General features: G+C 72.7%; 14 protein-coding genes. 4 read left to right on the top strand and 10 right to left on the bottom strand.

What is annotated here, in order from left to right; all coding sequences use genetic code 11:
- Positions 1-47 precede the first annotated feature (47 nt).
- From JOD66_RS03410 to JOD66_RS03435, 6 genes are read right to left on the bottom strand one after another with little or no spacing between them, the layout of a single operon-like run.
- Positions 48-665, bottom strand: coding sequence for a trimeric intracellular cation channel family protein (locus JOD66_RS03410; RefSeq protein ID WP_204835531.1), 618 nt, complete (start codon positions 663-665; stop codon positions 48-50).
- An 18-nt stretch (positions 666-683) separates the two neighbouring features.
- Positions 684-3644: a UPF0182 family membrane protein gene (locus JOD66_RS03415; RefSeq protein WP_204835532.1), complete on the bottom strand. Its 2961-nt coding sequence runs from the start codon at positions 3642-3644 to the stop codon at positions 684-686.
- Positions 3637-4197 carry a PPA1309 family protein gene (locus JOD66_RS03420; protein WP_204835533.1) on the bottom strand — a complete coding sequence of 187 codons (561 nt, stop codon included), beginning with the start codon at positions 4195-4197 and terminating at the stop codon, positions 3637-3639. The genes JOD66_RS03415 and JOD66_RS03420 overlap by 8 nt, the downstream gene beginning before the upstream one ends.
- Positions 4198-4232: 35 nt before the next feature.
- On the bottom strand, positions 4233-5270 hold the full coding sequence (locus tag JOD66_RS03425; RefSeq protein ID WP_204835534.1) for a YlbL family protein: 1038 nt from the start codon (positions 5268-5270) through the stop codon (positions 4233-4235).
- Between the two features lie 27 nt (positions 5271-5297).
- Positions 5298-5630: a hypothetical protein gene (locus JOD66_RS03430; RefSeq protein ID WP_204835535.1), complete on the bottom strand. Its 333-nt coding sequence runs from the start codon at positions 5628-5630 to the stop codon at positions 5298-5300.
- Positions 5631-5675: 45 nt separating this feature from the next.
- Positions 5676-6104 (bottom strand): molybdenum cofactor biosynthesis protein MoaE, encoded by a 429-nt coding sequence (locus JOD66_RS03435; RefSeq protein WP_204835536.1) that lies wholly within the window; start codon positions 6102-6104, stop codon positions 5676-5678.
- An 84-nt stretch (positions 6105-6188) separates the two neighbouring features.
- On the opposite strand from JOD66_RS03435, the gene JOD66_RS03440 reads away from it, so the two are divergent.
- Positions 6189-7538, top strand: coding sequence for a zinc-dependent metalloprotease (locus JOD66_RS03440; RefSeq protein WP_204835537.1), 1350 nt, complete (start codon positions 6189-6191; stop codon positions 7536-7538).
- Complete coding sequence (locus JOD66_RS03445; RefSeq protein WP_204835538.1) at positions 7535-8077, top strand: NUDIX hydrolase; 543 nt, start codon at positions 7535-7537, stop codon at positions 8075-8077. The genes JOD66_RS03440 and JOD66_RS03445 overlap by 4 nt, the downstream gene beginning before the upstream one ends.
- 6 nt (positions 8078-8083) lie before the next feature.
- Here JOD66_RS03445 and JOD66_RS03450 read toward each other — a convergent pair whose 3' ends face one another.
- The 3 genes from JOD66_RS03450 to JOD66_RS03460 all read right to left on the bottom strand — a co-directional run bounded on the left by JOD66_RS03450 (position 8084) and on the right by JOD66_RS03460 (position 10874).
- The gene (locus tag JOD66_RS03450) at positions 8084-8641 is read right to left on the bottom strand and encodes a M48 metallopeptidase family protein (RefSeq protein WP_204835539.1); all 558 of its coding nucleotides are present in this window, start codon (positions 8639-8641) and stop codon (positions 8084-8086) included.
- Between the two features lie 9 nt (positions 8642-8650).
- Positions 8651-9694: a PHP domain-containing protein gene (locus JOD66_RS03455; RefSeq protein WP_204835540.1), complete on the bottom strand. Its 1044-nt coding sequence runs from the start codon at positions 9692-9694 to the stop codon at positions 8651-8653.
- Positions 9695-10052: 358 nt separating this feature from the next.
- Positions 10053-10874 carry an enoyl-CoA hydratase/isomerase family protein gene (locus tag JOD66_RS03460; RefSeq protein ID WP_204835541.1) on the bottom strand — a complete coding sequence of 274 codons (822 nt, stop codon included), beginning with the start codon at positions 10872-10874 and terminating at the stop codon, positions 10053-10055.
- 139 nt (positions 10875-11013) lie between these two features.
- On the opposite strand from JOD66_RS03460, the gene JOD66_RS03465 reads away from it, so the two are divergent.
- Both JOD66_RS03465 and JOD66_RS03470 read left to right on the top strand, forming a co-directional pair.
- Positions 11014-11172, top strand: coding sequence for a DUF5679 domain-containing protein (locus tag JOD66_RS03465; RefSeq protein ID WP_238408271.1), 159 nt, complete (start codon positions 11014-11016; stop codon positions 11170-11172).
- Between the two features lie 132 nt (positions 11173-11304).
- Positions 11305-12156 (top strand): hypothetical protein, encoded by an 852-nt coding sequence (locus JOD66_RS03470; protein ID WP_204835542.1) that lies wholly within the window; start codon positions 11305-11307, stop codon positions 12154-12156.
- A 16-nt stretch (positions 12157-12172) separates the two neighbouring features.
- Here the strand turns inward: JOD66_RS03470 and JOD66_RS03475 are convergent, their stop codons facing one another.
- Positions 12173-12349, bottom strand: coding sequence for a hypothetical protein (locus tag JOD66_RS03475; protein ID WP_205126605.1), 177 nt, complete (start codon positions 12347-12349; stop codon positions 12173-12175).
- Between the last annotated feature and the right edge of the window lie 113 nt (positions 12350-12462).

A 12462-nucleotide genomic window follows, 5' to 3' on the forward strand; every position in this document is an offset into this window, starting at 1 on the left:
ACGTTAGAGCATGCCCCCAAAGCCCGCCAAATCGGGGCCGTCCGGGGCTACGAGGAGGGTGGTCCCAGGCGGGGAACCGGGGCCCGCCAGCCCCGTCGGTCGGCGAGCAGCCGCCACCCGATCGTGACCGCGGCGGCCGGGGCGAGGATCACGGCGTGGGCGACGCCGAGCTCGGCGAGGGTGGCGGCGAGGGCGGCGCCGGCGAGGGCGGGGATGGCGTAGAGCTCGCCGTGGCGGAAGATCACGGGGATCCGGCCGGCGAGGAGGTCGCGGATGATGCCGCCGCCGACGCCGGTGACCATGCCGAGGGCGGCGGCGGGGGCGGGGCCGAGGCCGAGCTCCTGGGCCTTCAGCGCGCCGGCGACGCAGAACAGGCCGAGGCCGAAGGTGTCGAAGAGCCTGATCACTCCCTCCAGGCGGCCGACGGCGGGGTGCAGCCGGAAGGTGACCAGGCCGGCGACGACGGGGACGAGGAGATAGCGCCAGTCGGCGACGGCGGGCGGCGGGACCGCGCCGATCACGACGTCGCGGATCACGCCGCCGCCCAGGCCGGTGGCCATCGCCAGCACCACGACTCCGACGATGTCGAGCTGGTTGCGTACGGCGACCAGCCCGCCGGAGATCGCGAACACGAAGATCCCGACCAGGTCGAGAGTCAGCAGCATGCGGCGATCATGTCGCAGTTACTGCTTCTTCTCCTCCTTGTCGCGCTGGTCGGCGAGCTTGACCGCGCTCTCCACGGCCTTCTGGGCGACCTCGAGCTGCCTGGCCCACTCGACCGTGTCGCCCTTCTGCTGGGCGGCGGTCGCCGCCGCGAACGCCTCGTCGGCCGCACGGAGCTGCTCGGCGATCTGCTCCTCGATGGTGCCGGTCGGCTGTCCGGGGTCGGGCGTTCCGGTGTCCGGCTCCCCCGGGGTCGGCTCGCCGGTGCCCGGCGTCGGCTGCCCGGTGCTGAGGTCGATGTTGAAGGCGTCGCTGAGGGCGGCCGGGAGCGTCTCGCCGATGCCGACGTTCTCGCCGTACTTCACGATGACGTACTGCAGGATCGGGAAGCTCGACGAGCCCGTGGTCCGGACGACGTAGATCGGCTCGATGTAGATCAGGCCGCCTTCGACGGGCAGGGTGAGCAGGTTGCCGTAGCGCGGTGGCGTGTCGCGCTGCACGTTGAGGTCGCGCAGCGTCTCGATGACCCGCTCGTCCTGCTTCATCTCGTTGACGACCTGGCCGGGCCCGGGCGAGTTCTGGTCGGTCATCTCCAGCAGCCGCAGCTTGCCGAAGGAGTCCGCCTTGGTCGCGTCCGAGTTGACCTGCAGGTAGGACGCGACGGTGCCCTTGCGGTACGGCACGAACACCGAGGTGAGCGACCAGTCGCTGTCGACCGAGTCCGCGGCGCCCGTCGCATAGAGCCGGTACGGCGGCTGGAACACCTCGCGCGAGGCGTTCGGGTCCTCGGGGACCTGCCAGCGGTTGTTGCCCTGGTAGAAGTCGCCCGCGTCGGTGACGTGGTAGCGCGCCAGCTGGTAGCGCTGGACCTTGAACAGGTCCTCGGGATAGCGGATGTGGTCGAGCAGCTCGGCGTCGATGGCCGACTTCGGCTCGACGGCGCCGGGGAACGCCTTCATCCAGGTCTTGAGGATCGGGTCGTCCTCGTCCCACTGGTAGAGGGTGACGGTGCCGTCGTAGGCGTCGACGGTGGCCTTGACCGCCGAGCGCATGTAGTTGATCTCGTCGGTGGGGATGGTCTGCAGCCCGGTGTCCTGCTGCAGCGAGTCGTCGATCATCGCGGCGAAGGACTCCCGCTGCGCGTTCGGGTAGCGGTCGGTCGTGGTGTAGCCGTCCAGGATCCACACGATCTTGCCGTCGACCACGGCGGGGTACGGGTCGCCGTCGACGGTGAGCCACGGCGCGACCTTCTCGACCCGCTCGGTGGGGGTGCGGTTGTAGAGCACCTTCGAGTTGCCGTTGACCCGCCCGGACAGCACGAAGTTCGGCTCGCCGAACTTGATGGCGTACATCAGCTGGTTGAACGTGCTGCCGATCGGGACGCCACCCTTGCCGTCGTACGTCGTGCGCTGCACGTCGGGCGAGTTGCCGGCGTTGGCGAGGCCGAGCTCGACGCTGGCGTCGTCCTTGCTGGCCTTCCCTACGATGGAGTACGACGGGCTGAGCTCGCCGTAGTAGAGCCGGGTCTCGAACTTGCCGGCGTCGGTGAGGTCGGTGCGGCCGCTGGTGCCGCTGCCGATGCCCTCGGCCCACACGATGCGGCCGTTGACCTCGTCGCTGGTCGCGACCTGGTTGGCGTAGGCCGCGATCAGGCCCTCGCCGTGGGTGTAGACGGTGTGCAGGTTGGACCAGTTCTGGTCGGAGGCGTCGATGCCGGACTGGTCGAGCTCGCGCGCGCCGAGGACGAGCGGCTCGTTCTTGCCGTCGATCTCGTAGTGGTCGACGTCGAGCACCTTCGGCACCGAGTAGTACGACCGGATCTGCTGGCGCTGCTGGAAGGTGTCGCGCACCTGCTGCGGGTCGACCACCGGCGCGGCGGTGAGCTGGCCGAGCACCTGCTGCGCCGCCTCGCCGCTGGGCGTCCCGGTGGCCGCACCCGGGAAGTCCTCGGTCGCGACGTCGCTGAGACCGTAGGCCTCGCGGGTGGCCTCGATGTTGGCCTTGATGTAGGGGTTCTCCTTGTCGGCCTCCGACGGCTTGACCTGGAAGTTCTGCACGATGGCCGGCCAGATCATGCCGAGCAGGACCGCGGAGAGCGCGAGCAGGGCGAGACCGACCGACGGCAGCTGCCAGGTCTTGCGCCACACGTTGAGGAAGAACAGCACCGCGCAGATCAGCGCGACGCCGACCAGGATGTTGCGCGCCGGGAGCATCGCGTTCTCGCCGGCGTAGTTCATGCCGGTGAAGAGCCGGTGGTCGTCGGCGACCAGGTCGTAGCGGTCGAGGTAGTAGTCGACCGACTTCATCAGCACGAACGCGCCGAGCAAGACCGAGAGCTGGACCTGCGCGGCCGAGGAGAAGCGGTCGTGGGCGACCTGGAGCCGGATGCCGCCGTACAGGTAGTGGACGATCGCGGTCGCGATCAACGACACGATCGCCACGGCCATCGCGAAGTCGATGACGAAGTTCCACCACGGCAGGTCGAAGACGTAGAAGCCGATGTCCTTCTTGAAGTAGGCGTCCTTGCTCCCCCACGGCTCGGCGTTGCGCCACAGCAGGAAGGTGCGCCAGTGCCCGATGGCGGAGGTGCCGGCGAAGATGCCGACGACCACGCCGACGCCCGCCAGCAGCCAGCCCCGGATCGGGGTGACGGCGTCGCGGTAGCGGTCGACCCCGTCGGGCCCGGCCATCAAGAACAGCGGCCGGAAGCGGAACGCGAGGTACATGTTGAGCGCGACGATGCCGCCCATCACCGCGCCGAAGACGACGAACAGCCCGACGCGGGTCCACAGCATGGTGTTGAACACCCCGCTGAAGCCGACCTCCTTGTACCAGAGTCGGTCGGTGTAGATGCTCGCGAACGCGCTGAGCAGGAAGAACCCGACGATGAGCACCACACCGGTGATCACCAGCGCTCGGGTACGCCGGCCGGGCCGCTCGGGCGCGGGGCGCTCCGGCTCCTCGTCGAACAGCTCACTCATCGGTCTCGTCCTCCGCGTCGTCGAGCAGGGTGGCGCGCAACAGCTCCAGGAGCCCCGGCACCAGATCGTTGCCGCCCATGACGGCACTGTCCTCGTCGTGGCTGCGCATCCGCAGCGCGCAGTAGCTCGCACCGTGCCGGGTGACACCCGCGACGATGCGGACCTCCTCGGCGTCGGGGTGCTCGCGGGCGAACTCCGCGGCGGCCGCGGGGTCCTCCGGCACCTGGCCGTCGGCGGCGGGCGGCAGCACCAGGCGCTCGACCACGGCCGCGCAGCCGGTGACCACGGCGGGCCACTGGATGCCGGGGAGCACCTCCTCGAGCTGCTGCCCGGTCGGCAGGTCGTCCTGCTCGACGGGGGTCAGCGAGCCCTGCTCGGCGGGCGCGTCCAGGCCCAGCTGCGCGGCCAGTGCGGGCTCCTGGGCCACCAGGCGCGCGGTGTCGACGAGGGCGTAGAGCCGCGCCTGCTGGTCCCAGCCGGCCCGGGCGTGGTGGCCCTCGATCTCGAGCACCGCGGCGGCCAGCGCCGGGTCGACGTCCAGGTCGTAGTCCATGGTCCTTGCTCCGTCAGCAGTCCGTCAGCGGTCCGTCAGCAGCTCGGCAGGGCGGCGTCGTGGTCGCCGACCCACTTCTCCAGCGCGAGGCGGGCCTCGTGCATCGTGGTCGCCTTCACCAGGCGCAGGTCGGGGTCCAGGCCCTTCACGTCGGCGCAGTTGTCCTTGGGCACGAAGAACAGCTTGGCCCCGGCGGCCTGCGCGCCCGCGATCTTCTGCTCGATGCCGCCGATCGGTCCGACCTTGCCGTCGGAGGCGAGCTCGCCGGTGCCGGCGATGGTCGCGCCGCCGGTCATCGAGCCCGGGGTCAGCGTGTCGTAGATCGCCAGCGAGAACATCAGCCCCGCGCTCGGGCCGCCGACCTGCGGGTCGACCCGCAGGTTGATGGTGAAGGGGAACTCGTAGCCCAGGCCGAGCGAGACACCGACCCGCGGCTTGCCGTCGATCTGCTCGGGCTTGAGCCGCACGGTCAGCTCCCGCTTGTCGCGCAGGATCCGGAACTCCACCAGCGAGCCGTCGTCGTGCTTGCGGACGGCCGCGACGATCTGGTCGGCCGTCGTCACCGGCTCGCCGTCGACCTCCTTGAAGACGTCGCGCACGAGCAGCTTGTCCTTGGCGGGGCCGTTCTCGTCGACCAGCGCGACCTGCACCGCGGTCGGCACCTGGTAGCCCAGCTCGGTGAGCGCGACCGCCTTCGCGACGTCCTGCGAGGTCGTCATCTGCACCGCGCCCTCGGCCTTCTCGTCGGCCTGCGAGGTCTGCGGCGGGTGCACCACGTCGTACGGCAGGATCGCCTTGTCGGGGTCGACCCAGCGCGACAGCGCCTCGCCCAGCGACAGCTTCTGCCCGTACGACGACGCCACCACCGTCGTGAACCGGATCTGCCCCTTGTCGTAGTAGGCCTCGTGCCCGTCGACCTGCACGACCTCCGCGTTGTCGGCGTCCTTGCCGAGGATGTCGTACGTCGGGCCGGGGCTGTAGGAGGCATAGGGAAGCGGCACCACGAGCGCGATGCCGCCCAAGATCAGCACCAACGGTGCCGCGATGCACGCGGCGATCAGGCGCTGGCTCATGGCGCCTACCTTGTCAGATGAGTCCAATCAGGACGCGCGGCGGTCACCCGTGGCGTCGCCGGCCTGGTCATCGGCCGGGTCGGCCGCATCGACGACCGGCTGTTCCGCCTCGCCACCGGCCACCACCGACGGCCGGGCCTGCGAGGCGCGCAGGGCCACGCCGGTGTGACGCTCGGGAGCCCGGCGGGGCGCGGCGTATCCGGGCCGGGAGCGCTGCTCGCGGGTCAGCGCCTCGCCGAGCCGGCGGGCCGCCGTCTCGCGGTCGACCTCGCCCCGGCCCTCGCGGCCCCACCAGGCGACCCACGCCATCGAGGCGAGGGTGAGCACGGCGGCCGGCAGCAGCCAGAGCAGGATCTCCACCCCACGAGGGTAGGTCGGGCCCGGTCGCCGTGCGGTCAGGACACGCTACGGCGAGCCGACCCACTCGTCGGAGCCGTCGGTGAAGCGCTGGTGCTTCCAGATCGGCACCTCGGCCTTGAGCGTGTCGATGAGGTCGCGGCTGGCGTCGAAGGACGAGCCGCGGTGCCCGGCGGTGGTGGCGACGACGACCGCCAGGTCCCCGATCGCGAGGTCGCCGACCCGGTGCACGGCCGCGACCGCCGTGACGTCGTGGGCGTCGGCGACCCGCTCGCACACCTCCCGCAGTCGCTCCAGCGCGGACGGGTGCGCGGAGTACGACAGTCCGGTGACACCCTGCCCGTGGTCGTGGTCCCGGACCCGGCCGACGAAGAGCACCAGACCGCCGGAGGCGGCGTCGTCGAGGCTGTCGAGCACGTCGGCCACCGAGAGCGGCTGGTCGGAGATCGCGACGAGGCGCACGGCGGGGTTCGGCATGCGGCCCACTCTAGGGGCACTCCAGGGGCCCGCTCAGGGCTGTCCCCGACACCGCCGGTTGTGGATCGGGCGTAGTTTTGAGCCATGACCGACAACCCGGGCGACGACCAGCCGAACCCGTTCAAGGGCACGCCCTTCGAGCAGATCTTCGGCGCCCTCGGCGGCGCCTTCCCCGGTGGCGCCTTCCCCGGCGGCCCCGGTGGCGGGATGGCGTTCTTCCAGCAGCTGCAGTCGCTGATGCAGCCCCACGACGGCCCGCTGAACTGGACCGCCGCCGCCGACATGGCCCGCAAGTCCGTCGCCCAGGAGCCGGACCCCTCGCCCTCGCAGCGCGACCAGGACCGGGTCGCCGACGCCGTCCGGCTCGCCGACCACTGGCTCGACACGGCCACCGGCTTCCCCTCTGGCATCGGTACGACGGCCGCCTGGAGCCGCGCGGAGTGGCTGGTCGAGACCCAGCCGGTGTGGCAGGTGCTCGTCGAGCCGGTCGCGGCCCGCTCCGTCACCGGCCTGTCCAGCGGCCTGCCCGAGGAGATGAAGGCGGCGGCCGGTCCGCTCGTCGGCCTGATCGGCCAGGCCGTCGGCGGGATGATGGCGATGCAGATCGGCCAGGGCCTCGGCGCGCTGGCCGGCGAGGTGCTCACCGCCTCCGACATCGGCCTCCCCCTCGGCGCCCCCGGCAAGGCGGCGCTGGTGATGACCAACGTCCGCGCGTTCGCCGAGGGCCTCGACGTGACCGAGGACGACGTCGTGCTCTACCTCGCGCTGCGCGAGGCCGCGCACCAGCGGCTGTTCGCCCACGTGCCGTGGCTGCGCGAGCACCTCATCGGCTCGGTCACCGACTACGCCCGTGGCCTGGAGATCAACGCCCAGCAGATCCAGGACCGGGTCCAGGAGCAGCTGCGCGGCATCGACCCGACCAACCTGGAGGCGATGCAGGGCCTGCTCGAGGGCGGCATGTTCGACCCGCCGCAGACCGAGGCGCAGACCGCCGCGCTGTCCCGCCTCGAGATCGCGCTCGCGCTGGTCGAGGGCTGGGTCGACGAGGTGGTCGGCCAGGCCACCGCCGAGCGGATGCCCGCCGCCGCCAAGCTGCGCGAGGCGGTCCGCCGCCGCCGGGCCGCCGGCGGTCCCGCCGAGCAGACCTTCGCCGCGCTGGTCGGCCTCGAGCTGCGCCCGCGCCGGCTGCGCGACGCCTCCACCCTGTGGGGCGGGCTGCGCGCCCGTTCCGGCCAGGAGGCCCGCGACGGGGTGTGGATGCACCCCGACCTGCTCCCCACGGCGAGCGACCTCGACGACCCGCTGTCGTTCCGGGCCGACGCGACCGCGCCGGAGTCGCTGAGCGAGGACGAGTTCGACGCCGAGCTGCGCAAGCTGCTCGACGGTCCGGAGTCCTCCGACTCCCCCGACACGCCCGACTCCCCCGCCGAGTGACGCTCCACGCCGACGCGCTGGACGTGCTGCGCGGCTGGCGCGCGCCCGATCCCGCCGAGGAGGCGCTGCGCCGGCGCTATGTCGCGCACCTCGAGTCGACGCCCGACGGGATGCGGCGCTCGTCGTACCCCGACCACCTCACGGCCGGCACCCTGGTCATCGACGCGACGGGCGAGCGGGTGCTGCTCAACCTGCACCGCAAGGCCGGCCGCTGGTTCCACTTCGGCGGCCACTGCGAGGACGACGACGCCACCCTCGCCGCGGTCGCGCTGCGCGAGGCGCACGAGGAGAGCGGGCTGCGCGAGCTCGCCTTCCACCCCGAGCCGGTCCAGCTCGACCTGCACACCGTGCCCTTCTGCGGCGACCGGGGCGAGGTCGCCCACCTCGACGTGCGCTATGTCGCCGCCGCTCCGGCCGATGCGGTCGCCGTGGTGAGCGACGAGTCGCTCGCCGTGCGCTGGTGGCCGGTCGACGACCTGCCGGAGCTGGAGCCGGCGATGCACGCCCTCATCGCCCGGGCCCGCGCGATCCTGGTCTGACGGCGCTCAGTCGACGTCCTCGCCCGGCACCACCTGCTCCGACGGGGGCCGGTCGATCCGCGCGGCGTCGGACCAGCCGGCGAGGTAGCCCTTGGCCTTCTCCGCGGACGGGTAGTGCGCGACCCAGCCCCAGAACCGCTCGTCGTGGTGGGGCTCGATGAGGTGCGCCAGCTCGTGGACGATGACGTAGTCGATCACCCACTCCGGCATCCGCTGCAGCCGCTCCGAGAGCCGGATGGTGCGGTCCTTCGGCGTGCACGATCCCCAGCGGGTGCGCTGGTTGCCGACCCAGCGCACCGACTCCGGCACCGCGATCCCGCCGAGGTACTCGTCGCTCAGCTCCCGCGCCCGCTGCATGAGGTCCTCGTCCTCCCACCGGCGCGGGGTCGCGGCGCGCAGCTCCTTGCGCTCCACCCGGGCCACCATCTTGGAGACCCAGGCCCGCTCCTCGGTGACCGAGAGGTTGTCGGGCATCAGCACCACGATGGTCTCGCCCTCGCGATAGGCCGTGACCGTACGCCGGCGGCGCTGCGACCGTCGTACCTCCACGCGCGGGGTGGGCATGGCTCGACCCTAGGGCCTCGCCCACTCCAGCAGGCGCTCCACGGGCCACGTGTTGACGATCCGGTCGGCATCGATGCCGGCGGCCTCGGCGCGCTCACAGCCCAGCAGCGGGTAGTCCAGCTGCCCCGGCGCGTGGGCGTCGCTGTCGATCGAGAACAGGCAGCCGACGTCGCGGGCCAGCTCGAGCAGCCGGGTCGGCGGGTCCCGACGCTCGGGCCGGGAGTTGATCTCGACCGCCACCCCCTCCTCCGCGCACGCCTCGAACACCGCCCGCGCGTCGAAGCGGGACTCCGCGCGGGTGCCCCGGTTGCCGGTCACCAGGCGGCCGGTGCAGTGCCCGAGCACGTTGGTGAACGGGTTGCGCACCGCGGCCACCATCCGCCGGGTGAGCGGCTCGGGGTCCATCGCGAGCTTGGAGTGCACGCTCGCCACCCGGACGTCGAGCCGGCTCAGCATCTCCTCGCTCTGGTCCAGCGCACCGTCGTCGAGGATGTCGACCTCGATCCCCTTGAGCAGTCGGAAGCCGTCGCCGAGGTGGGCGTTGACGGCCTCGACGACCGCGAGCTGCTTGGTGAGCCGTTCGGCGGAGAGCCCGCGCGCGACCTTGAGCCGCGGCGAGTGGTCGGTGAGCACCAGGTAGTCGTGGCCGACCTCGATCGCGGTCATCGCCATCTCCTCGATGGGCGAGCCGCCGTCGGACCAGTCGGAGTGGGAGTGCAGGTCGCCGCGCAGCCGGGCCCGCAGCGCCGTGCCCGCACCGTCGGCGGTCAGCGGGGCGCCGTACTGCTCCTCGACCTCGACCAGCTTGTCCGGCACCCGGCCGCTCGCCGCCTGGGCGATCACCCGGGCGGTGCTGGCGCCGACGCCGGGCAGCTCGGTCAGCGTCCCGGCCGCGGCGCGCGCGGCCACCTCGTCGGGGTCCAGCGGCAGGATCGCCGCCGCCGCGCCCCGGTAGGCCTTGACCTTGTAGCTGTCGGCCCGGCCCCGCTCCAGCAGGAAGGCGATCCGGCGCAGCGCCGCCACCGGCGTGCCGTCGTAGCCCTGCTCGCTCACCCGCACCTCCGTCCTCGAGAAATCTGTTGTCCACAGGCCGTGGAGGAACCTGTGGGCTCCATCTTCGCTGGTCACCCGACGGTACGACGCCCGCCCGCGCCCGCCGGGCCCGGCCTCGTCCCCAGCCCGATGCTCGGTTCTCCCCCGTCCATCCACGGCCCGAGCCCGTCCTCCACAGCTTTCTCCACAGCCCTGTCCACAGCTGGGGGAAGCCTCGGATTGACCAGGCCCGCCGAGATGCCTAGGTTCGTCCCCGACGAGGCCCCTCGGGGCCGCAGCACCTCGCTCGCAAGGGGAAGGCAAGCGAGAGGCCGCGGCACCGGGGGTCTCTTCCTGTTCCGGCCGGTCCCGGCCTCGCTCAGCGGCCGGTGAAGACCGGCGGCCGCTTCTCCTGGGCGGCCCGGATGCCCTCGAGCAGGTCCGCCGTCGCCAGGGTCACCGACTGGGCCAGGCCCTCCCACTCCAGCGCCGTCTCGATGCTCGCGTGTCCGCGCTGCAGCGCCCGCTTGGTCAGCCGGGTGGCGATCGGCGCGGCGGCCGCCACGTCCGCGGCGGTGGCCAGCACCCCCGCCCGGAGCTCGTCGGCCGCCCAGACCCGGGAGACCAGGCCCAGGCCGAGCGCCTCGTCGCCGTCCACCAGCCGCCCGGTCAGGAACAGGTCACGGGCGACCGCCGGGCCGACGGTGTCGGGCAGCAGGTAGGTACCGGCCATGCCCGGGTGGATCCCCAGCTTGGTGAAGGGCACCCCCATCCGCGCCCCGCGGGCGGCGTACCTGATGTCGCAGGCCAGCGCCAGGCACAGCCCCGCGCCGATCGCCGGGCCGTTGATCGCGGCGATCGTCGGCACCTCCAGGCGCCGGATCGAGAGCCAGGCCCGGTAGAAGGGCAGCATCCGCGCGCGCAGGTCGTCGACGGTCGCGTCGGGCTCGGAGGACAGCCAGGACAGGTTGCCGCCCGAGCAGAAGGCCGTGCCCTCACCGGTCACCACGACCACCCGCACGGTGGGGTCGCCGGCCAGGTGGTCGACCGCCCGGACCCACGACTCGGTCATCTCGTCGCTCATCGCATTGCGCAGCTCGGGCTGGTCCAGGACCAGCAGCGCGACCCCCTCCGAGGGGCGCTCGAGGCGCAGGTGGGTCAGGGACGGCGGCGTAAGCCGGTTCACAGCGGATTCAGACATGCGGGGCACGCTACTGCGACTCCGCGGCGGCGTGCCGTAGGGTCAGGGAGGTCCGGAGTGCTGCTCCGGACCCCGACGGGCTTCCCCCCATGTCCCCGTCGCGACGACCGAACGAACAAAGATGAGCAAGGAGGCCGTCATGGCGGAGACCTGGAGCGGCGAGTTCTACTGCGTCAAGTGCAAGGAGAAGCGCGAGGCCGAGGGCGAGGTCAAGGTGAACGAGAAGGGCACCCGGATGGCCAAGGCCGTCTGCCCCGTCTGCGGCACCAACCTCAACCGCATCCTCGGCAAGGCCTGATCCACAGGCACCCAGCCGACTTTCACGGGCGGCTCCACCACGGTGGAGCCGCCCGTGGCGTGTTTTTCCGCTGCCTCCCAAGCCTGTGGACGAGCGCTGCGCCACCGGCCGGCCCCGTGCCACGCTGCCGCCATGGCCCCTCGGACCCAGCTGCTGCGCCCCGGCGTCCCGGTCCTGCGCCGCTCCCCCGGCGTGCTCCAGGTCGGGCTGGCGGGCCCGGTCGTCCGGCTGCCCGACGTCCCGGCGGTGCGCGGCCTGCTCGACGAGCTGACCGCGCCGGCCGGCCACCTGCCCGCCCCCTCGCCCGGCGAGCTGTCCGACGAGGCGGCGACGGCGCTCCGGCGCCTGGTCGAGGCCGAGCTGGTCGTGCCGGCGGCGGCCGACCCGCCGGCGTACCTGCTCGCCCAGGCCGGGCCCGACGCCGTACGACGCCAGGAGGCTCGGGCCGCGGTCGCGATCGCCCTCGACGCCTCGCCCGCCGTCGACGCCCTGCTGACTCCGCTCCTGGCCGCCGCGCGGCTGGGCCGGGCCACCACGCCCGACGAGGCCACCGTCCGACTCGTGGTCGCCGACGGTCCCCACCACCGCGAGCGGCTGGACCCGCTGGTGCGCGGCTCGGTCCCGCACCTGCTGGTCGCGGGCGACGCCACGGGCGTGCGGATCGGCCCGTTCGTGGTCCCGGGCCGCACCGCCTGTCTGCGCTGCGTCGACGCCCACGAGTCGCTGCGCGACGAGCGGCTGCCGCTCCTGGTGGCTCAGGCCGCGCGGCAGTGCGCCGAGCGGCCGCCGCCCCGGGATCCGGTGCTGGACCGGCTGGCGCTGGCCTGGGCGGTGCGGGACCTGACCCGGTTCGCGGAGGGCGCCGAGCCGAGCACGTGGTCGAGCACCGTCGACCTGGGCCCGGCCGGCGCACCGCTGGTCACCCGCTGGGGACGGCATCCGTGGTGCGGCTGCGCGTGGGACGGCTTCCTGGACCTGCCCTGAGGGCCTGCCGGCGCGCTCACCACCACTCGCTGTCGAGCTTGGCCTCCATCGAACGCAGGTGGGTGCGCGAGCACGTCTCGCAGTAGCGCCGGACCCGGCCCCGCTCGACCGACGTGGTCCAGGTCAGCGGCGGCTGTTCGCCCTCGACCTGGCGGCCGCAGAAGTCGCAGGTGACGCTCACGCTCACGTTCACCCGGCCAGCCTAGGCACGCCGGGCGCCGGCGTACCGCAGAAATGCCGGAAGGGCCGGCCCGACGATCGGTCGGTCCGGCCCTTCCTTCTCACCCGCGATCAGGTGCCCTCCGA

The sequence above is a fragment of the Nocardioides nitrophenolicus genome (genome assembly GCF_016907515.1).
In the GTDB taxonomy this organism is placed as follows: domain Bacteria; phylum Actinomycetota; class Actinomycetes; order Propionibacteriales; family Nocardioidaceae; genus Nocardioides; species Nocardioides nitrophenolicus.

What these genes read in the sequence shown, in the direction of transcription:
- JOD66_RS03410 (WP_204835531.1), bottom strand. Translation starts at nt 665, where the DNA reads ATGCTGCTGACTCTCGACCTGGTCGGGATCTTCGTGTTCGCGATCTCC.
- JOD66_RS03415 (WP_204835532.1), bottom strand. Translation starts at nt 3,644, where the DNA reads ATGAGTGAGCTGTTCGACGAGGAGCCGGAGCGCCCCGCGCCCGAGCGG.
- JOD66_RS03425 (WP_204835534.1), bottom strand. Translation starts at nt 5,270, where the DNA reads ATGAGCCAGCGCCTGATCGCCGCGTGCATCGCGGCACCGTTGGTGCTG.
- JOD66_RS03435 (WP_204835536.1), bottom strand. Translation starts at nt 6,104, where the DNA reads ATGCCGAACCCCGCCGTGCGCCTCGTCGCGATCTCCGACCAGCCGCTC.
- JOD66_RS03440 (WP_204835537.1), top strand. Translation starts at nt 6,189, where the DNA reads ATGACCGACAACCCGGGCGACGACCAGCCGAACCCGTTCAAGGGCACG.
- JOD66_RS03450 (WP_204835539.1), bottom strand. Translation starts at nt 8,641, where the DNA reads ATGCCCACCCCGCGCGTGGAGGTACGACGGTCGCAGCGCCGCCGGCGT.
- JOD66_RS03470 (WP_204835542.1), top strand. Translation starts at nt 11,305, where the DNA reads ATGGCCCCTCGGACCCAGCTGCTGCGCCCCGGCGTCCCGGTCCTGCGC.
- JOD66_RS03465 (WP_238408271.1), top strand. Translation starts at nt 11,014, where the DNA reads ATGGCGGAGACCTGGAGCGGCGAGTTCTACTGCGTCAAGTGCAAGGAG.
- JOD66_RS03460 (WP_204835541.1), bottom strand. Translation starts at nt 10,874, where the DNA reads ATGTCTGAATCCGCTGTGAACCGGCTTACGCCGCCGTCCCTGACCCAC.
- JOD66_RS03420 (WP_204835533.1), bottom strand. Translation starts at nt 4,197, where the DNA reads ATGGACTACGACCTGGACGTCGACCCGGCGCTGGCCGCCGCGGTGCTC.